At 63.8% G+C, this 18,882-nt stretch carries 15 protein-coding genes; 5 read left to right on the forward strand and 10 right to left on the reverse strand.

Annotated features, from left to right (window positions below; translation table 11 throughout):
• Window positions 1-2: 2 nt before the first annotated feature.
• From ACNFCH_RS12235 to moaB, 3 genes are all read right to left on the reverse strand, one after another.
• Window positions 3-1,394, reverse strand: coding sequence for a cytochrome ubiquinol oxidase subunit I (locus ACNFCH_RS12235; protein ID WP_337158340.1), 1,392 nt, complete (start codon window positions 1,392-1,394; stop codon window positions 3-5).
• 66 nt (window positions 1,395-1,460) lie between these two features.
• Window positions 1,461-3,785: an FdhF/YdeP family oxidoreductase gene (locus tag ACNFCH_RS12240; protein WP_416742875.1), complete on the reverse strand. Its 2,325-nt coding sequence runs from the start codon at window positions 3,783-3,785 to the stop codon at window positions 1,461-1,463.
• Window positions 3,786-4,252: 467 nt separating this feature from the next.
• Entirely contained in the window at window positions 4,253-4,792 is a 540-nt protein-coding gene (gene moaB, locus ACNFCH_RS12245; RefSeq protein ID WP_337158338.1) for a molybdenum cofactor biosynthesis protein B, read from the reverse strand.
• A 296-nt stretch (window positions 4,793-5,088) separates the two neighbouring features.
• Between moaB and ACNFCH_RS12250 the strand changes: the two genes are divergently transcribed.
• From ACNFCH_RS12250 to ACNFCH_RS12260, 3 genes are all read left to right on the forward strand, one after another.
• Window positions 5,089-6,003 (forward strand): LysR family transcriptional regulator, encoded by a 915-nt coding sequence (locus ACNFCH_RS12250; protein WP_337158337.1) that lies wholly within the window; start codon window positions 5,089-5,091, stop codon window positions 6,001-6,003.
• A 66-nt stretch (window positions 6,004-6,069) separates the two neighbouring features.
• Window positions 6,070-6,573: a cyclic pyranopterin monophosphate synthase MoaC gene (moaC, locus tag ACNFCH_RS12255; RefSeq protein WP_196161930.1), complete on the forward strand. Its 504-nt coding sequence runs from the start codon at window positions 6,070-6,072 to the stop codon at window positions 6,571-6,573.
• Complete coding sequence (locus ACNFCH_RS12260; protein WP_416742876.1) at window positions 6,570-6,821, forward strand: MoaD/ThiS family protein; 252 nt, start codon at window positions 6,570-6,572, stop codon at window positions 6,819-6,821. Before moaC ends, ACNFCH_RS12260 begins: the two co-directional genes overlap by 4 nt.
• Window positions 6,822-6,871: 50 nt before the next feature.
• On the opposite strand, the gene ACNFCH_RS12265 is transcribed toward ACNFCH_RS12260, so the two are convergent.
• The 3 genes from ACNFCH_RS12265 to ACNFCH_RS12275 form a co-directional block, all read right to left on the reverse strand.
• Window positions 6,872-8,098 (reverse strand): NADH:flavin oxidoreductase/NADH oxidase family protein, encoded by a 1,227-nt coding sequence (locus tag ACNFCH_RS12265; RefSeq protein WP_416742877.1) that lies wholly within the window; start codon window positions 8,096-8,098, stop codon window positions 6,872-6,874.
• A gap of 130 nt (window positions 8,099-8,228) precedes the next feature.
• Complete coding sequence (locus tag ACNFCH_RS12270) at window positions 8,229-8,663, reverse strand: MerR family transcriptional regulator (RefSeq protein ID WP_416742878.1); 435 nt, start codon at window positions 8,661-8,663, stop codon at window positions 8,229-8,231.
• 52 nt (window positions 8,664-8,715) lie between these two features.
• Complete coding sequence (locus ACNFCH_RS12275; protein WP_416742879.1) at window positions 8,716-9,207, reverse strand: isochorismatase family protein; 492 nt, start codon at window positions 9,205-9,207, stop codon at window positions 8,716-8,718.
• Between the two features lie 285 nt (window positions 9,208-9,492).
• On the opposite strand from ACNFCH_RS12275, the gene mrdA reads away from it, so the two are divergent.
• Window positions 9,493-11,385, forward strand: coding sequence for a penicillin-binding protein 2 (mrdA, locus tag ACNFCH_RS12280; protein ID WP_416742880.1), 1,893 nt, complete (start codon window positions 9,493-9,495; stop codon window positions 11,383-11,385).
• A gap of 4 nt (window positions 11,386-11,389) precedes the next feature.
• Here the strand turns inward: mrdA and ACNFCH_RS12285 are convergent, their stop codons facing one another.
• Window positions 11,390-12,715, reverse strand: coding sequence for a sigma-54 dependent transcriptional regulator (locus tag ACNFCH_RS12285; RefSeq protein WP_337158332.1), 1,326 nt, complete (start codon window positions 12,713-12,715; stop codon window positions 11,390-11,392).
• Window positions 12,716-13,050: 335 nt separating this feature from the next.
• On the opposite strand from ACNFCH_RS12285, the gene ACNFCH_RS12290 reads away from it, so the two are divergent.
• Window positions 13,051-13,317, forward strand: coding sequence for a hypothetical protein (locus ACNFCH_RS12290; RefSeq protein WP_013972506.1), 267 nt, complete (start codon window positions 13,051-13,053; stop codon window positions 13,315-13,317).
• Between the two features lie 114 nt (window positions 13,318-13,431).
• Here ACNFCH_RS12290 and ACNFCH_RS12295 read toward each other — a convergent pair whose 3' ends face one another.
• The 3 genes from ACNFCH_RS12295 to cobN form a co-directional block, all read right to left on the reverse strand.
• Window positions 13,432-13,998 (reverse strand): vWA domain-containing protein, encoded by a 567-nt coding sequence (locus ACNFCH_RS12295; protein WP_337158354.1) that lies wholly within the window; start codon window positions 13,996-13,998, stop codon window positions 13,432-13,434.
• Between the two features lie 101 nt (window positions 13,999-14,099).
• Complete coding sequence (locus ACNFCH_RS12300; RefSeq protein ID WP_416742881.1) at window positions 14,100-15,116, reverse strand: ATP-binding protein; 1,017 nt, start codon at window positions 15,114-15,116, stop codon at window positions 14,100-14,102.
• Between the two features lies 1 nt (window position 15,117).
• Window positions 15,118-18,879 carry a cobaltochelatase subunit CobN gene (cobN, locus tag ACNFCH_RS12305; RefSeq protein WP_416742882.1) on the reverse strand — a complete coding sequence of 1,254 codons (3,762 nt, stop codon included), beginning with the start codon at window positions 18,877-18,879 and terminating at the stop codon, window positions 15,118-15,120.
• Window positions 18,880-18,882 lie beyond the last annotated feature (3 nt).

Genomic DNA, 18,882 nt, shown 5'->3' on the forward strand with positions numbered 1-18,882 from the left:
TTTCAATCCGCTACCGACAGCGGACGACGCGCTGTCGCAAGTTGGCCCGGTTGCTCAGGCGATACGTGCTCCTCGTGTGCCTTCGGCCCTTTGCGCACCAGGCGCATCATGTAGCCGATACCCACCGTGAACACCGAGAAGTAGATCAGGACGAACAGCGCCAGGGTCACGCTCATCTGCGTCGCACTGTGATTGGACGCCGCCTGCGTGGTGCGCAACATGCCGTAGACCACCCACGGCTGGCGGCCGACCTCGGTGGTGAACCAACCGGCTAGCAAGGCGATCAGCCCCGAGGGCCCCATGAGCAAGGCAAACCACAGGAAGAGTCGGTTGCGGTACAGGGCACCGCCTCGGCGCAATACCAGCGCCAGCAGTGCACAGGCCAGCATCAACATGCCCAGGCCCGCCATGACCCGGAAGCTCCAGAAGATGATCGTGGAGTTGGGCCGGTCCTCTTTGGCGAAGCTCTTGAGCGCCGGGATCTGCTTGTCCAGGCTGTGGGTCAAGATCAAGCTGCCCAGGTAAGGCACCTCCAGGCTGTAGCGGGTCTTCTCCGCGTCCATGTCTGGCAGGCCGAACAGCACCAGCGGCGAGGCCTCGCCAGGCACGTTCTCCCAATGGCCTTCGATGGCCGCGATCTTCGCCGGTTGATGCTCCAGGGTGTTCAAGCCATGGGCATCGCCCACCACGACTTGCACGGGCGTGGCCACCAGAATCATCCACATGGCCATCGACAGCATCTTGCGCACCTGTGGCGTGTTGCGCCCCCGCAGCAAGTGCCAGGCAGCGCAGGCCCCCACGAACAGGGCAGTCGACAGGAACGCGGCCAGCGCCATGTGCGCCAGGCGGTACGGGAACGACGGGTTGAAGACGATCTTGAACCAGTCCATCGGCGCGACACGACCATCGATGATCTCGATACCTTGTGGCGTCTGCATCCAGCTGTTGGACGAGAGGATCCAGAACATCGAGATGAGCGTGCCGATGGCGACCATGATGGTGGCGAAAAAGTGCAGCTTGCGCCCTACCCGGTCCCAGCCGAACAGCATCACGCCCAAGAAGCCTGCTTCCAGGAAGAACGCCGTCAGCACCTCATACGTGAGCAAGGGTCCGGTGACGCTACCGGCGAAATCGGAGAAGCGCGCCCAGTTGGTGCCAAACTCATAGGCCATGACCAGGCCCGAGACGACGCCCATGCCGAAGTTGACGGCGAAGATCTTCGACCAGAAGTGGTACAGGTCCTTGTAGACCGCGTTGCTGGTCTTGAGCCAGCAGCCTTCGAGCACCGCCAGAAAGCTTGCCAGGCCAATGGTGATGGCCGGGAAGATGATGTGAAACGAGACCGTGAAGGCGAACTGAATCCGCGCCAGGTCCAACGCACCTAGATTCGACATGACAATATCCTTGTAGGCCGCAGCCGGTTGCCGGGCCGGGGCCTACCCACAGAGGGGACGAGAGGGTTATTCGGCGACGGTGTGGATCAGGTTGTCCGGTCGTGCCTTTTCCAGCCTGATGGCGACGAACTTCGACGTGGGTGTGTAGGTCCGGTCGCCGTAGCTTTCCAAGGGCACCAGCGGGTTGGTTTCCGGGTAGTACGCTGCGGCCTGGCCCTCAGGCAGGTCGTAGGGCACCAACTGAAAGCCCGATACGCGCCGCTCACGACCGTCTTCCCAGAGCGACACCATGTCCACGTGCTCGCCAGGTTCGAAGCCCAGGCGGCGGATGTCGGCCTCGTTGACGAACACCACCTCGCGCAGACTGAACACGCCCCGGTAGCGGTCGTCCAGGCCGTACAGGGTGGTGTTGTACTGATCGTGCGAGCGCAGGGTCTGCAGGATCAGGTCTGGCCGCTCGCCGCGCTCCAGAACGGTCGCGTTGACCAGTTGCGCAGGCAGCTCGCTGGGCGTGAACTGCGCCTTGCCGGTGGCGGTATTCCATTCGCGCTCGGCCGCGGCATTGCCCAGGTGGAAGCCACCCGGTTGCTGCAGACGGACATTGAAGTTCTCGAAGCCTGCAATGGTATCGGCGATCAGGTCGCGGATGCGCGCATAGTCGCCGATCACCCATTCCCAATCGATGGGATGGTTGCCCAGGGTCGCCTTGGCCATGCCGGCAACGATCGCCGGCTCCGAACGCAGGTGCGGTGAGCGGGGTTTGAGCTGTCCATGAGAGATATGCACCATGCTGAAGGTGTCCTCGACCGTGATACCTTGCGGGCCTTCGGCCTGCAGGTCGATCTCGGTGCGGCCCAGGCACGGCAGGATCAGCGCATCGCGACCGGTCACCAGGTGCGAGCGGTTGAGCTTGGTGGCGATGTGCACGGTCAGTTCACACTTGCGCAGCGCGGCGTGGGTGCGCGGGGTGTCTGGCGTGGCCTGGGCGAAGTTGCCGCCCAGCGCGATGAACACCTTGGCGCGCGCTTCTTCCATGGCCTTGATGGCGAGGACCGCGTTATGCCCATGCTCGCGCGGCACTTCGAACTGGAAGCGCCATTCGAGCGCATCGAGCAGGCGTGCCGGTGGCTGCTCGTCGATGCCCATGGTGCGGTCGCCCTGCACGTTGCTGTGGCCGCGCACCGGCGACAGGCCCGCGCCTGGCTTGCCGACGTTGCCGCGCAGCAGCTGCAGATTGATGATTTCCTGCACGGTCGGCACCGAATGGCGATGCTGGGTCACGCCCATGGCCCAGCACATGATCACCCGCTCGGCCTTGCGGTACATGCGCGCGGCCAGTTCGATCTCGGCCAGGCTCAGGCCGGATTGCTCGACGATATGTTCCCAGGACGTGGCATCCAAGGCCGCCAAGTAGGCCTCAACACCCGAGGTGTGCGCCTTGATGAAGGCATGGTCGAACACCGCCGGCTCGCCTTTGGCTTGGGCCTCGCGTTCCCACTGCAACAGGAACTTGGCGATGCCACGCATGGCCGCCATGTCGCCGCCCAGCGCCGGACGGAAGTACGCGGTATTGGTCGGCTCCGAGCCGTTGCTGAGCATCTCGAACGGATGCTGCGGATGCTGGAAACGCTCCAGGCCACGCTCCTTGAGAGGATTGAAGCAGATCACTTGGGCACCACGCTTGACCGCCTCGCGCAGTGGTTCGAGCATGCGCGGGTGGTTGGTGCCAGGGTTCTGGCCGATGACGAAGATCGCGTCAGCTTCTTCCAGGTCGTGGAAGACCACGGTGCCCTTGCCCACGCCGAGGGATTCGCCCATGCCCACGCCGCTGGCCTCGTGGCACATGTTCGAGCAGTCGGGGAAGTTGTTGGTGCCGAAGGCGCGCACGAACAGCTGGTACAGGAACGCCGCCTCGTTGCTGGCCCGGCCCGAGGTGTAGAACTCGGCTTGGTTGGGCGACTCGAGCGCCTGCAGGTGCTGTGCGATGAGCGCGAAGGCGTCGTCCCAGGAAGTTTCCACGTAATGGTCGGTGGCCGCGTCATAGCGCATGGGGTGGGTCAAGCGGCCCTGGTACTCGAGCCAGTAGTCGCTTTGCTCGGCCAGGGCGCTGACGCTGTACCGGGCGAAGAACGCCGGGTCCACCGAACGCCCGGAGGCTTCCCAGTTGACGGCCTTGGCGCCGTTCTCGCAGAACTTGACCATGTCGCTTTCCGGCGACTCGCCCCAGGCGCAACCGGGGCAGTCGAAGCCGCTGTTCTGGTTGGTCTTGAGCATCATGCGCAGGTTCTTGAAAGCGTTCTCGCTGCCCAGCCAGGCCTTGGTCACGCTCTTGAGCGCGCCCCAGCCGGCGGCCGGGCCATTGTAACTTCTGATATGTTCTTCTTCGCTCATCGGGGTACCCTTTGATTGATACTCGGAGGAAAACCGAATTGAAGTGCCAACTTTCAACTTCCCTTGAGAACATTGAAAAACACACTTCAAACCTTTACAGCGGCAGACTATTTTCGCTGCCACCCTCCGTCAAATCAAAAGTAATGACGACGTGATCGGGATTATCTATCACGCCGCCAAGCCCTTTATTCATGCGCACTTCCCCCTCGTGATCGACGACACTTATCAAGTATTAACAAAAAACAATTGGACAACATGAACCCTTGTCTTTCGTTCAAGAATGACTCATTAATCCCGAGCGCATGGAATCTTGAAAGCACTGATTGCTGTGTTGCTTGTCCGGGCCTATTCGCGGGTAGCGCTACAGTCAAGCCTGTACCCAACCAGTGACCCGCGCACACCGTCGCAACCGGTGACATACACCTTATTGCCCGGTTGGCGGGCAAACCGTTCCTACAGGCTCGAGCTCACTGCCGCGACCCGCAACGCTCAATGGATTTGAGGTGCGGCACGAAATTGCACGGTCGATGCCGTGAATCCAGTTGCTCCACCAAAATGCCCTCCCAGGCCGGGCGACAGGCGCCGGTCGAGCCCGGCAGACAACACACCAGCGTGCCATTGGCCAGTCCTGCCAACGCGCGGCTTTGCACCGTCGAGGTACCGATATCCAGGATGGACAAGGCCCTGAACAGCTCGCCAAAGCCCTCGATATGCTTGTCCAGCAGGCAGGCCACCGCCTCCGGCGTGCTGTCACGCCCGGTGAAGCCAGTGCCACCGGTGATCAGCACCACCTGCACCTCATCATCGGCAATCCAGCCCGCGACCTGGGCCCGAATCCGATAGAGATCGTCCTTGAGCAAGGCGCGAGCCACCAGGCGATGCCCCATTTCCACGGCGCGGGAGGCCAACAACTCGCCCGAGGTGTCTGTTTCGAAAGTCCGGCTATCGCTGACCGTCAACACGGCGACGTTCAGGGGTATGAATTGCGCAGCAGGTTTTGAACTCATCTTGAACGCTCTACATAAACAGGGGCGGTTATTCGCGAGAAACTAAAGCGCCCTGCCCTGACCGTCCAATCAATAATACATACCCCGTTATCGATATCGTCTATCGCGTTTGCCTGATCAGCGAGATCTATCAGGTGTTCGTAAATTCCCATTGGACACTGTTGCTCTTTCACTTTACGTTTCGCCGCCACAGGGTTTCGACTCTTCTCAATACACTTACTGCCGGCGTCAGCATGTAAACGATCGGTTCAATGCAGCACACCTCCGATACGACTCATGTGTTTGCAGGGCGAGCGATGGATATCAAACAACTTAAATTTCTGATTGCGCTGGACCAGACCCGACACTTTGGCCAGGCTGCCGCGTTGTGTCATATCACCCAGCCGACCCTCTCGATGCGTCTGCGCAACCTGGAGGACGAACTTGGCCTGATGCTGGTGACCCGTAGCCAGCGATTCGAAGGGTTCACCGAGGCGGGCGAACGGATCCTGGCCTGGACGCGCACGCTGCTGGCCGCCTATGACGGCCTGCAGACCGAAGCCGCCAATTGCCGCGGCCAGACCGTCGGCAGCTTGCGCATCGGCATGGTGCCGCTGTCGAGCTTCAATGCCATGCAGTTGCTCAAGCCACTGCTCGCGCAGTACACGGAACTCACCGTACAGCTGTCATCGCTCAGTTCCGAACAGGTCATCGACGGCCTGAGCCGCAACCAGCTTGACCTGGGCATCTGCTACCTCGATCGGGTCAACAGCAGCTATTTCGAGATCATCGAGCTGGGCGCCACCCGCATGGGCCTGCTGTACGACACCCGGCACTTTCGCTTCGACGAGGCCGAACTGCCTTGGGAAACGCTCGCCGAGTTGCCGTTGGGCCTGCTCTCCCAAGGCATGCACTATCGCCAGTCGCTGGATCTGAGCCTGCGCAGCCGTGGCCTGCATCCCACACCGGTGCTCGAAAGCGATTCGACCTACCAGTTGATCCAGGCCGTCTGCGCTGGGATGTGCTGCGCCATCATGCCGCTCGACGATGGGCTGGAAGAGCTGAGCGAGCATATCCGCATCCTGCCCATCGCCAGCGCCAACATCCACGCGCCCGTTGGCCTGCTGCTGCGCCGCAACGAGCCACGTTCGGCACTGGCGGAAAAATGCTTCGCCCAAGCCCGCGCCTTGCTCACGCCGGGCCCGCCCCCGGCCGTGGGCCAGACAGCCTGAGCACCCGACAGACAGCGCCCTTTGAACCCGCCCTCAGCCGGCATGACACCATGCCCTGGAGCCCCCATGACCTCCTCCGTCGACTCGCCCTCCCCCTTGACCCACCTGGACACACGCGGCAACGCCCAGATGGTCGATGTCACCGACAAAGCCGAAACACACCGCCAGGCAACCGCCGAAGCCTGGGTGCGGATGAAGCCTGAAACCCTCAACCTGATCGTCACGGCCGGTCATCCCAAGGGCGATGTCTTCGCGGTGTCGCGCATCGCCGGCATCATGGCCGCCAAACGCACCCATGAGCTGATCCCGCTGTGCCACCCACTGCTGTTGACGGCGGTCAACGTGGAGATGAAAGCGGTGACTCCGGACTCGGTACGCATCATCGCCACCTGCAGCCTCAAGGGCGTGACCGGCGTTGAGATGGAAGCCCTGACTGCGGCGAGCGTTGCGGCGCTCACCCTGTATGACATGTGCAAGGCCGTCGATCGCAGCATGCAGATCGACTGGGTGCGCCTGCTCAGGAAATCCGGCGGACGCTCCGGCGCCTATCGCCTGGGGGAACTGCCGTGATCCGCCTTCAGTACTTCGCAAGCTTCAGGGAGCGACTGGGCCTGGACGCCGAATCGCTGCCTTGGACGCCAGCGCTCACCAGCCTGCAGGCAGTGCGGGACCTGCTGGCCGAGCGCGGTGAACCCTGGGCGAGCACGCTAGGCCATTCGGGCCTGATGTGCGCACGCAACGAGGTGCTGTGTGACCTGGACGAGCCGCTGCGTGACGGCGACGATATCGCGTTCTTCCCACCGGTCACTGGAGGCTGACGCCTATGACGGAATGCAACCTGTGCTTGAAATGCCAAGGCTGAGCACGCTTAACGGCCAGCCATTGTGCGCCGGTATTGGCGAGCTCGCAGGGCACTGGCCAGTTGCTGCACGATCAACGCCCAACCTGGCGCCACCGCAGGATCAGGCGCTTTGCCTCGGGCAAGCTTGTTCAGTTGGTACTTGACCACCGCCATGTTGGCCAGCGAGGCGAGCGCTTTGTTCTTCCAGGTGATCGTCGGCAGTTGCGCAGCGCTGAGCTGCCCCGTCTGCCAGCCACGCGGCAGTGCCGGATCGATCGCCAGCGCGGTGCCGATACCGACCATGTCCGCACCACTGTCGATCACCTGCTGGGCCACCGGCAACCGGCGGATACCACCGGTCACCATGACCGGCATGGTCGCCACCTCGCGAATCTCCCGGGCGAACGCCAAGAAATAGGCCTCACGCGCCAATGTACGGCCGTCCCGCGCCTGGCCTTGCATGGCAGGTGCTTCATAGCTGCCGCCGGACAGCTCGACGAGATCGATGCCCAGTGGGTTGAGCAGGCCCACGACCTCTTTGGCGTCGTCGGCACTGAAGCCGCCTCGCTGGAAGTCAGCCGAGTTGAGCTTTACCGCGACGGCAAAGCCTGGCGACACCGCCGCTCGCACAGCCTTGACGATCTCCAGCAACAGGCGCGCGCGGTTCTCCAGGGGGCCACCCCATTGGTCGGTGCGCTGGTTGGTCAACGGTGAAAGGAACTGGCTGAGCAGATAGCCATGGGCTGCATGAATCTGCACGCCGGTAAAGCCCGCCTGCTCTGCCAACTGCGCGCTTCGGGCAAAACGCCGGATGACGTCCTCGATGACCTGCATCGTCATGGCCCGGGGTGTGCTGAAATGCCGGGACATCGAGCCCAGCTCCAGCGCCACGGCCGATGGCGCCCAAGTCGCCTGGCCAAGATTGGCCGGCATCTGTCTGCCGGGGTGGTTGATCTGCAGCCAGAACTGAGCGCCCTGCGCACGTCCGACCTGCGCCCACTGCCGGAACCGCTCCAGGTGCAGGGCATTTTCCAGAACGACACCGCCCGGGCCGGTCATGGCGCGGAAGTCGACCATCACATTACCGCTGATGAGCAGGCCCGCGCCGCCCTGGGCCCACGCGTGGTAAAGGCGCATCAAGCGAGCAGACGGCGCATGGTTGGCGTCGGCCATGTTTTCTTCCATGGCCGCCTTGGCAATGCGGTTTGCGAGGGTGGAGCCGTTAGGCAGTACAAGGGGGGTGAAGGGGTTCATGGCGGCACCTCATTGAACGGTGCCAGCGACGATATCCTTAAAGTCAACTTGAAGGTCAACACCCCCTTCGCGCCATTGCCCGGCCTAGGTACGGTCTGCAGACCTGCAGTTTGCCTGATCCGCCTCGACGCTAGCGGTCGACGCCCGTCTTGTTCGTGGCCATGTCTTCACGTAACTGATTCAGTACGCGTTGCGTGTTGTCCGCGCATGGCATGCCTTCAGGCTTGCTCTGGATGCCATCGATCACCAGCAGCAGTTGTTCCTTGTTGCGCGCCAGGCGTTGCTGCAGCGCCTCGATTTCCTCGACCTTGCGCTTGAGCCCATCGAGCAGTTCATCGTGGCGCCAGCCGTTGGCGTTCACGGGCAGCAGATGGCGGATCTGCTCCAAGGTGAAGCCCGCCGCCTGGGCGCTGGTGATCATCTCCAGTACCCAGACGGCGTCATCGGCGTAGTCACGATAACCGTTGGCCTTGCGCTCGACCGAATGGATCAACCCACTCGCCTCGTAGAAACGAATGCGCGACGGCGCCAGGCCGGTGATCTTCGACAACTCGCCAATTTTCATGAATCACCTTGTGATGAATTGACCTTGAAGCTCACTTTAATCCTGAGGCGGGTCACCGGCCAGGCGTACCTTCGAGGCCAGCGAGCACCTCAGTTGCGGTAATCACCTGACCAAAGTGGTGCTTCCATAGGTCGATGCCTAATTGGCCGGATCTGTCGAGAGAGGAGCCAACGGTCAGATCGGTGATCAAGGTGGGGTTAAGCCCTGCGTCGAACAGCGCGAAGCCTGCGGCCAGCACGCAGGTTTCCGTCTGCAGGCCGCAGACCAGCACCCGGTCGACGCCCAGGCGCTTGAGGTAGTCAATCGTGGCGGGCGTCTGCCCGTAGCCGTGCTTGATGAAAACCTCATCGGCCTCGATCAGGTTTTCATCCTCCGCTGCGGGGTGCCAGCCGAGCTGGCGTTGAAACGGCGTGACCTGCTCGTCATGCAGTTCGATGGAAGCAACCGTGGGAATCTTCGCTGACAGATGCCGGAGGCGGTCGATGAGCCATTCCGGCGGGTTGAAGGTGGACTGGACGTCGACGATGAGCAGCACCTGCTCCATGGGCATTTCCTAGCGCGATGTGAAAGGTGCGGAGTATATCGCCCGGAGGTGCTCGGGGGCTGCCCTGTAGCCATTGGTGCCTGCGTCGATGTATCAGCAGCTGGTTTGGCCAGGGCGCCACTGGTCATGTGAAGGAATCTTCATGTTCCGCGCAGGCGCCTGACACTGGGCCAATCAGCGGTTTCATCGCGGCTCGGCACCCGAGGGTGTCTTGAGCGTCCGGCTTCCCTTTGCGTAGCATCGCCGGCCCTCGGCGCAGCCCTCCCCTCATCACCAGAGCTTCCGATGCCCCAACCGATTCCCTTGAAGGACCACGAAAAGGAAAAACACCTGGTCAATCGCAGACTGCTCGCCTGCGCGGCCCTGGTGATGAGCCTGGTAGTGGTGCTGGTGGGCCGGCTCTATGTGTTGCAGGTGGTGCAACACGAACAGCAGAGCGCGGTGTCGGAAAACAACCGCGTGCACGTGCTGCCCATCCCGCCCGAGCGCGGGCTGATCTACGACCGCAACGGCGTCGTGCTGGCCGACAACAAACCCAGCTTCAACCTCACCATGACCCGCGAGCGCGCCGGCGACAGCGCCCAGGTGCTCGACACCCTGGCCCAGGTGCTGGGCCTGGGCGAGGACGAGCGCAAGCAATTCGACAAGGACCTGCGTCGGGGGCGCAAACCGTTCGAGCCGGTGACGTTGATGTTCGGCCTGTCCGAAGAGCAGATCGCCCTGATCGCGGTCAACCAGTTCCGCCTGCCGGGGCTGGATGTAGAGGCGCAGTTCATCCGCGAATACCCGCTGGGCGAGCATTTCGCCCATTCGGTGGGTTATGTCGGACGCATCAACGAAAAAGAAGCCAAGACCCTCGACAACACCGAGTACCGGGGCACCCAGTCAATTGGCAAGACCGGCATCGAGCGCTTCTACGAAGACCAGCTCCATGGCCATGTGGGCTACGAAGAAGTCGAGACCAACGCCCAGGGCCGGGTCATGCGGGTGCTGCGCCACCAGGACCCGATACCCGGCAAGGACCTGGTGCTGACCTTGGATGCTCATCTGCAGCAAGCTGCCGAAAAAGCACTGGGCGAGCGTCGTGGCGCCGTGGTGGCGCTGGACCCGGCCACGGGCGATGTCCTGGCGATGGTCAGCAACCCCGCCTTCGACCCCAACCTGTTCGTCAAGGGCATCAGCTTCAAGCAGTACGCCGCGCTGCGCGACTCGATCGACCGGCCGCTGTTCAACCGGGTGCTGCGCGGCCTCTATGCGCCAGGCTCCACCGTCAAGCCGGAGGTGGCGATCGCCGGCCTGGACAGTGGGGTCATCACCCCCGGCAGCCGCGTCTTCGACCCGGGCTACTACACGCTGCCCAATTACGACCACAAATACCGCAACTGGAACCGCAGCGGCGATGGCTGGGTGGACATGTACAGCGCGATCATGCGTTCCAACGACACCTACTTCTACGACCTGGCACACAAGCTGGGCATCGAGCGCCTGCACGACTACATGGCCGAGTTCGGCCTAGGCCAGAAGGTCTCCCTGGACATGTTCGAGGAGGCGCCGGGCCTGATGCCCTCCCCGGCCTGGAAGCGCGCCACCCGCCGCCAGGCCTGGTTCCCTGGCGAGACGTTGATCCTCGGTATCGGCCAGGGGTACATGCAGGTCACCCCGCTGCAACTGGCACAGGCCACCAGCCTGCTGGCCAGCAAAGGCGTGTGGCATCGTCCGCATCTGGCGCTGAGCGTGGGTGGCCAGGCGCCCGTGGACCCACATCCGATGCCGGATATCGTATTGCACGACAAGCACGCCTGGGACCAGGTCAACGTCGGCATGCAGATGGTCATGCACGACCCACGCGGAATCGCCCGCGCCGCAGCGGCCGGGGCCCAGTACCGCATCGCGGGCAAAAGCGGCACCGCGCAGGTGGTGGCGATCCGTCAGGGCGAGCGCTACAACCGCGACAAGACTCTCGAACGGCACCGGGACAATGCCTTGTTCGTCGGTTTCGCCCCGGCCGAGCACCCAAGCATCGTGGTGGCGGTGATGATCGAGAACGGCGAAGCCGGTGGCCGAGTGGCCGGGCCTGTGGTGCGCGAAGTCATGGACGCCTGGCTGCTCGACGACCAAGGGCATCTGAAGACGCAATACGCAGGCGGAACAGGCCAGACGGCGGTGCCCCACGCCTGAAGGTTCAGCGGATCTGATGCTTGTGCAGCAAGCGGTAGAACGTAGGCCGGGAAATCCCCAGCACCTTGGCCGCGACACTGAGGTTGTCGCTGTGCCGATCGAGCACATCGGAAAGCGCCTGGCGCTCGGCCCGGTGCTTGTAGTCCTCCAGGGTGCCCAACAGCTGCTCATCCTGCTCGATCATCTGCAGCCCCAGGTCCTGTGCTTCGATCTGTCGGCCTTCGGCCAGCACCAGGCCGCGACGTACCCGGTTGGCCAGTTCCCGGACGTTCCCCGGCCAGTCGTGCCGGCCCATGGCCGCCAGGGCGCGGTCGCTGAACGAGCGAGGCCTGCGCCCAGTCTCCAGGCTGTAGAAATGCGCGAAATGGCTGGCCAGCATCGACAAATCGCCGTGGCGGTCACGCAGGGGCGCAGTGATCACTTGCAGGACGTTGAGCCGGTAATAGAGGTCCTCGCGAAAGCGCCCCTGCACGATGGCCTTTTCCAGGTCCACGTGGGTCGCAGCCAGTACGCGCACGTCCACCGGGATCGGTTGGTCGCCCCCGACCCGCTCGATGTGTTTTTCCTGTAGAAAGCGCAGCAGGTTGGCTTGCAGTTCCAACGGCAGGTCGCCGATTTCGTCGAGGAACAACGTCCCGCCGTTGGCGGCTTCGATACGTCCCACCTTGCGCTGGTGGGCGCCGGTGAAGGCGCCTTTTTCATGGCCGAACAGTTCGGATTGGATCAAGTGCTCGGGGATCGCGCCGCAATTGATGGCGACGAACGGTTTGTCGCAGCGCTGGGACTGCCGGTGCAGGGTACGCGCCACCAGCTCCTTGCCTGTGCCGCTCTCGCCACGGATCAGCACCGGCGACTCGGTGGGCGCCAGCTTGCCCAGCAACTTGCGCAGTTCGCGGATCGGCCGGCTCTCGCCCAACAGCTCATGGGCAGGCTCATCCACCCGCACGGGGCCCTTGCCGCGCAAACGCGCCATGCCGAAGGCCCGCCCGAGCGTGACCTGCACACGGGAGACGTCGAATGGCAAGGTGTGGAAATCGAAGAACCACTCACAGACGAAGTCACCGACGTTCTGCATGCGCAGCTCCTCGGGGCTGAGCACGGCGATCCATTCGGTATTGCTGCGGGCGATCAGATCCTTGACGGCATCGGGATGGCGCAAATGCGTGGCCTGCAAGCGCAACAGGCCGACATCGCACGGATGCTCCAGCGCCGAGGCGAGCAAACAGCTATGCACATCCCAGCCGACGCTGCGCAGGCCCGGTAGTAGACGGTGGCAATCGTCGCAGGGGTCGACGATCAGCAGACGGCGTTGGGTGGTCGGTTCGAGCATGACTGTTCCTTGACGCCAAAAGTTGGTTTTTCATGTAGAAACAGTAAGTTGCAACGTCCGAATTAACAGTAGCAATGAACCTGAATTGGCCCAGTACCGTTTGTCCGCCAATTGCGTTCGACGCGGGGGCACTCGGGAATCTTTCAAAGTTTCCAGCGTCACAGGCCGCACAGGTCGCGGTAATACTTTTTTGCCGACTTGAAAAAAAATTCGACGTCCGTGTGACTTCACCCATGACTTGGAGCATCAGTACGAATAACCCCGCGCTGCGCCTCCTTGAATATGAAGCAACGCGGACATCATTTCGCTGTTTGGGACCATAGAGAGACCGAACCATGAACGCCCCGCTCCGTGTCAACGAAGCACTGCTGATTGCCGACCACGCCTTCGAACCTTTCCAGTGCGTAGCCTGGGATGCACCCAACGGCACTGGTGAGCTAAGCCTGGCAGTGATCGACCGGACCAGTACGCGTATCGGCAGCAAGCAAGTATCCTCGCGTATCTATTCCGACCCTGCGCAATGGGCCAGCTTGATCGAGGAAGTGCGTGCCGAACTTTGCGAAAAAGGTTACGACCTGCAACCCTGGTCGATGCCGAAATAATATCGGCGCCCTGCAAGTGCGTGCCAAGCCACGCACTTGTACAACTTCCTTTTTGCCCTGCTGACAACTTTTGTCATTGCGACATATCGTCGCAGCATGGACTTTCAGCGTTAATCAATTCAATTCCCTGAACTGCTGGATATGCCGATATTCGGCCTGTAGCTGTTCGGCCAATTGCCGCCCACGCCCCAGACGCACCGCCGCCAGCTCCATATCCACCAGAACCGTCGCACAAGGCATCGGACGCAGTGGATTCCAGCGTTGCAGGCGACCATCGGTCATTACCAGGCAGCGCTGTGTTTCATGTGGGTAACGCTTGGCGCGCGCCAGCAACCAGTGCCGCGCCTCTTCGAGCGCCGCGATCAACGGCGTACCACCCCCCGCCCCCAGTGCCTGCAACCAAGGTTGCAGGGCCGCCGATGCCTTGAGCCCGTGGCGTTGCCAACGCGGGGCGCCGCCACTGGCGGTGACCAGCGCCAGGCGGGCGCGTTGGCGATAGGCTTGGTCGAACAATTCCACCAGCAGCCCTTTGGCCTGGGCCAGCGCCTGATGCCGCCGGGTCGAGGCCGAGGCGTCAACGATCACCAGCCATAATTCCGGCGCCTGGGCCTGGCGCTGCTGCCAGCACAGGTCATGGCGATGCCGAGGCCGCCCCTTGAACAATGTCGCGAGCCAGGCCACGCGCGCAGCACCACCCGCTCGCGCGCGACCACGGGGCGTACCGTTCAAGGTGCCGGCCTGGGGCTTGGCATCCGCCGCCAGGGCAGCGGGCTTGCGGATGCTCAGGGCTTTTTTGCCCAGTTCGGCACCTCGCGCCGTGCCCCGGTGGCGACCGATTGCGGGGGCAATGCGCCCCAATCACCCTGCCCGCCTTGGGCGTCGGAGCGTGCTTCGGTTTGAGGCGGGGGTGGCGTGGAGGGGGCGCTGGCCGGAGGCATCTCCCGGCGTCGATGGCGCAGGGCGAACTCGGCCACGGCCTGCACGTCAGCCTCTTCTATCGCATCGCCGCCGCGCCAGGCGGCATGGGCGCGGGCAGCCCGCAACCAGACCAGGTCGGCGCGCATGCCATCGACCCCGGCGCTGAAACAACCCTCGGTGATCCAGGCCAGGGCGCGATCGTCCAGCGGGATGCCCTCCAGGCGCTGACGTGCAGCCTGGCAACGTTCGCGCAAGCGTGCCTGGGCTTCGGCCCACTGGGCACAGAACGCCTGCGGATCGCTGTCGAAGGCCAGGCGCCGGCGAATGATCTGCTGACGCGCCTGCGGCGGCGGCAGCCCTTCAAGCAGCACGTTGAGGCCGAAACGGTCGAGCAATTGCGGACGCAGCTCGCCCTCTTCCGGGTTCATGGTGCCGATCAGTACGAATCGGGCATCGTGGCGGTGGGAAATACCGTCGCGCTCGATGCGGTTGGTGCCACTGGCGGCCACATCCAGCAGCAGGTCCACCAACGGATCGGGCAGCAGGTTGACCTCATCCACATAAAGCACGCCGCCATTGGCCTGGGCCAGTACGCCGGGGGAAAACTGGGCCTTGCCCTGCCCCAGCGCGGCATCCAGGTCGAGGGTACCGACCAGGCGCTCCTCGGTGGCGCCCAGCGGCAGGGTCACGAAAGGTGGTGTATGCCCGGGCGCGCCCAGCAGGTCGGCCAGGCCACGGGCCAAGGTGCTCTTGGCCATGCCTCTCGGGCCTTCGATCAGCACGCCGCCGATCCTCGGGTCGATGGCGGTCAGGCACAAGGCCAGTTTGAGGTCGTCGGCGCCGACCACGGCAGCCAGGGGGAATTGCACGGGTTCGCTCATTTCAGGCCTGTTCCTCGCCGTCGAGCAGTTGCTCTTCAAGGGCTTCCCGATACGTCCCTGGCGACGCCCAGAGGCCGCGCTGCTGCGCCTCCAGCAGGCGTTCGGTAAGGTCGCGCAGGGCTTCGGGGTTGTGCTGTTGCAGGAAGTCTCGGGTCGCCGGGTCGAGCACATAGGCATCGGCCAGTGACTCGTAGTGATGATCGTCGATCAGGTGCGTGGTGGCGTCGAAGGCGAACAGGTTGTCGACCGTCGCCGCCAGCTCGAAGGCACCTTTGTAGCCATGGCGCTTGACCCCCTCGATCCACTTTGGGTTCAGGGCGCGAGCGCGGATCACCCGGTTGAGCTCTTCTTTCAGGGTGCGAATGCGTGGCCGGTCGGTCTGGCTGTGATCGCCGTGATAACTGGCTCGGGTTGTGCCAGCCAGGGTTTCGGCCGCCGCCAGCATGCCACCCTGGAACTGGTAGTAGTCGTTGGAATCGAGCACGTCATGCTCGTGATTGTCCTGATTTTGCAGCACCGCCTGGACCTGGCCCAGGCGCCGGACGAACGCGGCGCGGGCCGGTGTGCCCTCGTCGCTGCCGCCATAGGCATAACCGCCATGGTTGAGGTAGACCTCGGCCAGGTCGTCGCGGCTGTGCCACAAACGCCCGTCGATCGCATTCTGCACCCCGGCCCCGTAGCTCCCGGGCTTGGCCCCGAAGACACGCCAGCCGGCCTGACGCGCCGCCTGGTCCGCGTTCACGCCCTCGGCCAGCAAGGCCTCGCGCTCGGCACGCACGCGGGCGGCCAGCGGGTTGAGGTCGTCGGGCTCGTCCAGGGCCGCCACCGCTTGTACCGCTGCGTCGAACAGTCGAATGAGATTGCCGAAGGCATCGCGGAAAAAACCCGAGACCCGCAAGGTGACGTCGACCCTCGGGCGATCGAGCAGGCTCAAGGGCAGGATCTCGAAATCGTCGACCCGCTGACTGCCGGTGGCCCACACCGGCCGCACGCCCATCAGGGCCATGGCCTGGGCGATGTCGTCGCCACCAGTGCGCATGGTCGCGGTGCCCCAGACCGACAGCCCCAGCTGACGCAGGTGGTCGCCATGGTCCTGCAGGTGACGCTCGAGGATCAGATTGGCCGAGGCGAACCCCAGGCGCCAGGCGGTGGTGGTCGGCAGGTTGCGTACATCCACGGTGTAGAAGTTGCGCCCGGTGGGCAGCACGTCCAGGCGTCCCCGGCTAGGGGCGCCACTGGGGCCGGCCGGAACGAAGCGTCCGGCCAGTGCCGCCAACAGACCGTCCGTTTCAGCCGCGCCGCAGGCGTCCAGGCTCGGGGCGATAGTCTCGACCAACGCCTGCAGCACCATGGCCACCGGTTGCCAGGCGCTCTCCTCGGGTAATGCCAGGCGGCCCGTCAGCGCGTGCTCGATCAGGTCCAATGCCAGGCGCTCCAGGCGCTCGCGGGTATCACCCTGATTGCGCCACGGCGAGGTATCGAGCGCCTGCAGCAGCGCTGGCCGCGGCCCATGCCAAGGCTGGCCGAACTCGCAGTCCAGCGGGTCGAAGCCTAATGCCAGGGCTTTAGCCAAGGCACGGATCAGGCTGGCATTGGCGCCTTTGCCGTCTCCACGCTCCACTCGCAACAAGGCCAGCAAGGTGTCGCTACGCAGGCGCCCTTCGGGGGACTGGCCGAACACATGCAGGCCGTCGCGGATCTGCGACTCTTTGAGGTCGCACAGGTAGGTGTCCAGGCGTGGCAGCCAGATGGCCGCATCGTCCAGCTGGCCTTCGAGCTGCAGTTCACGGTCGATGTGGTTGGCCTTGACCAAGTCGAGAATGTCGCGCTGCAGCTCGCGTGCCCGACGCGGGTCGAGCAGTTGCGCTTCGTAGTACTCGTCGGCCAGGCGCTCCAGGTGACGCAGCGGGCCGTAGGTTTCTGCGCGGGTCAAGGGCGGCATCAGGTGATCGATGATCACCGCCTGTGTGCGACGCTTGGCCTGGGCACCTTCGCCGGGGTCATTGACGATAAAGGGGTAGATATTGGGCAGCGGGCCTAGCAGTGCGTCTGGCCAGCATTGCTCAGACAGCCCGACACCTTTGCCCGGCAGCCATTCGAGGTTGCCGTGCTTGCCCACGTGGATCACCGCGTCGGCGGCAAAGCCGTTGCGCAGCCAGAAGTGAAAGGCCAGATAAGCATGCGGCGGCACCAGGTCCGGGTCGTGATACACCGCACTGGGGTCCACCTGGTACCCCCGGGCCGGCTGGATGCCGACGAAGGTCAGGCCGTAGCGCAGGCCGGCGATCATCATCCGCCCACTGCGGAACATCGGGTCTTGCTCGGGCGCGCCCCAACGTTCGAGTACCGCGCGCTGGTTGGCTTCAGGCAGCGTGGCGAAGGCTTGATGGTAATCGGCCAGGCTTAGGCTCTGGGCGCAGGGGCGCTGATCGAGATGATCCAGGTCGTTGGTCACCCCACCCAGCAGTTGATGGATCAGCACGGTACCGCTATCGGGCAGGCCCTGCACCGGATACCCCTGCCCCTGCAGTGCCCGGAGAATGTTCAGCGCTGCGCTCGGGGTGTCCAGCCCCACACCGTTACCGATACGCCCGTCGCGGGTCGGGTAGTTGGCCAGCACCAGGGCCACACGCTTCTGGGCGTTAGGCAGGCGCGCCAGCTCAACCCAGCGGCGAGCCAGCTCGGCGACGAAATCCATGCGTTCAGGATGGGCGCGATAACAGACCACGTCGGACTGGCTGCGCTCGCTGCGCCAGGCCAAGTCCTTGAAGCTCACGGGCCGAGTGATGATGCGCCCGTCCAGCTCCGGCAGGACGATGTGCATGGCCAGATCCCGGGCGCCCAGACCCTGCTCGTTGGCCTCCCAGGCCGGCTGGTTGTCCTGGGCGCAGATCGCCTGCAACACCGGGATGTCTCGGCGCAGCGGGCGCAGGTTGGGCTGTTCCGGGCTGGACAAGGCAAAACCGGTGGTATTGAGCACCACCTCGGCCTCGACTTCATCCAGCCAGGTCTCGACCTGGGCCAGGCAGGCCGACTCCTTGAGGCTGGCCACGGCGATCGGCAGCGGATTGAGCCCCGCTGCCTGCAAGCGCTGGCAGAAGGTATCGATAAAGGCCGTGTTCGCCGCCTGCAGGTGCGAGCGGTAGAACAGAATGGGGGCCACGGGCCAGTCGGGCTGCCACTGGGGGTACCAGTCCTGCAGCACCGCACTGGGCTTGGCCGGGTGGTACACCGTGGTACGCGGCAAAGGCTGTGGTTCTACCCAAGGGTAATCGCGCCCGAGCCACAGGCTGGCCAGGCAATTGAACAGGTTCGCGGCATTGGCCTTGCCGCCCTGGCGCAGGTAGTGCCAGAGGCGCTCGGCCTGGGCGCCGGTCACCGTGCCCAACTGGGTCAGCTCCGGGTCCGGGCGGTCATCGCCAGGCACCAGGATCAACTGCACACCCCGGGCACTCAGTTCGACCAGTTGCTCAACGCCATAGCGCCAGTAACCGACGCCGCCATGCAAGGACAACAGGATCACCTTGGCGTGGCGCAACACTTGGTCGACGTACAGATCGACCGAGGCGTGGTTCTGCACCTGCATGGGGTTGGCCAGGCGCAGGCTCGGAAAACCTTCTGGCAACTGCTCGGCGGTTTCGGCGAGCAATGCCAGGTGCGAATCACCGCTGCAGAGGATCACCAGCTCGGCGGGGGTTTGGCCGAGGTCGGCAATGCTGTCGTCCGGCACGAAGCCGCCGGGCTGGGTCCGCAGCAGGTGCATGGG

Origin of the sequence: Pseudomonas sp. NY15354 (genome assembly GCF_048068075.1) — a bacterium.
GTDB lineage: Bacteria > Pseudomonadota > Gammaproteobacteria > Pseudomonadales > Pseudomonadaceae > Aquipseudomonas > Aquipseudomonas guariconensis_C.

What these genes read in the sequence shown, in the direction of transcription:
- ACNFCH_RS12235 (WP_337158340.1), bottom strand. Translation starts at nt 1,394, where the DNA reads ATGTCGAATCTAGGTGCGTTGGACCTGGCGCGGATTCAGTTCGCCTTC.
- ACNFCH_RS12240 (WP_416742875.1), bottom strand. Translation starts at nt 3,785, where the DNA reads ATGAGCGAAGAAGAACATATCAGAAGTTACAATGGCCCGGCCGCCGGC.
- moaB (WP_337158338.1), bottom strand. Translation starts at nt 4,792, where the DNA reads ATGAGTTCAAAACCTGCTGCGCAATTCATACCCCTGAACGTCGCCGTG.
- ACNFCH_RS12250 (WP_337158337.1), top strand. Translation starts at nt 5,089, where the DNA reads ATGGATATCAAACAACTTAAATTTCTGATTGCGCTGGACCAGACCCGA.
- moaC (WP_196161930.1), top strand. Translation starts at nt 6,070, where the DNA reads ATGACCTCCTCCGTCGACTCGCCCTCCCCCTTGACCCACCTGGACACA.
- ACNFCH_RS12265 (WP_416742877.1), bottom strand. Translation starts at nt 8,098, where the DNA reads ATGAACCCCTTCACCCCCCTTGTACTGCCTAACGGCTCCACCCTCGCA.
- ACNFCH_RS12270 (WP_416742878.1), bottom strand. Translation starts at nt 8,663, where the DNA reads ATGAAAATTGGCGAGTTGTCGAAGATCACCGGCCTGGCGCCGTCGCGC.
- ACNFCH_RS12275 (WP_416742879.1), bottom strand. Translation starts at nt 9,207, where the DNA reads ATGGAGCAGGTGCTGCTCATCGTCGACGTCCAGTCCACCTTCAACCCG.
- mrdA (WP_416742880.1), top strand. Translation starts at nt 9,493, where the DNA reads ATGCCCCAACCGATTCCCTTGAAGGACCACGAAAAGGAAAAACACCTG.
- ACNFCH_RS12285 (WP_337158332.1), bottom strand. Translation starts at nt 12,715, where the DNA reads ATGCTCGAACCGACCACCCAACGCCGTCTGCTGATCGTCGACCCCTGC.
- ACNFCH_RS12290 (WP_013972506.1), top strand. Translation starts at nt 13,051, where the DNA reads ATGAACGCCCCGCTCCGTGTCAACGAAGCACTGCTGATTGCCGACCAC.
- ACNFCH_RS12300 (WP_416742881.1), bottom strand. Translation starts at nt 15,116, where the DNA reads ATGAGCGAACCCGTGCAATTCCCCCTGGCTGCCGTGGTCGGCGCCGAC.
- cobN (WP_416742882.1), bottom strand. Translation starts at nt 18,879, where the DNA reads ATGCACCTGCTGCGGACCCAGCCCGGCGGCTTCGTGCCGGACGACAGC.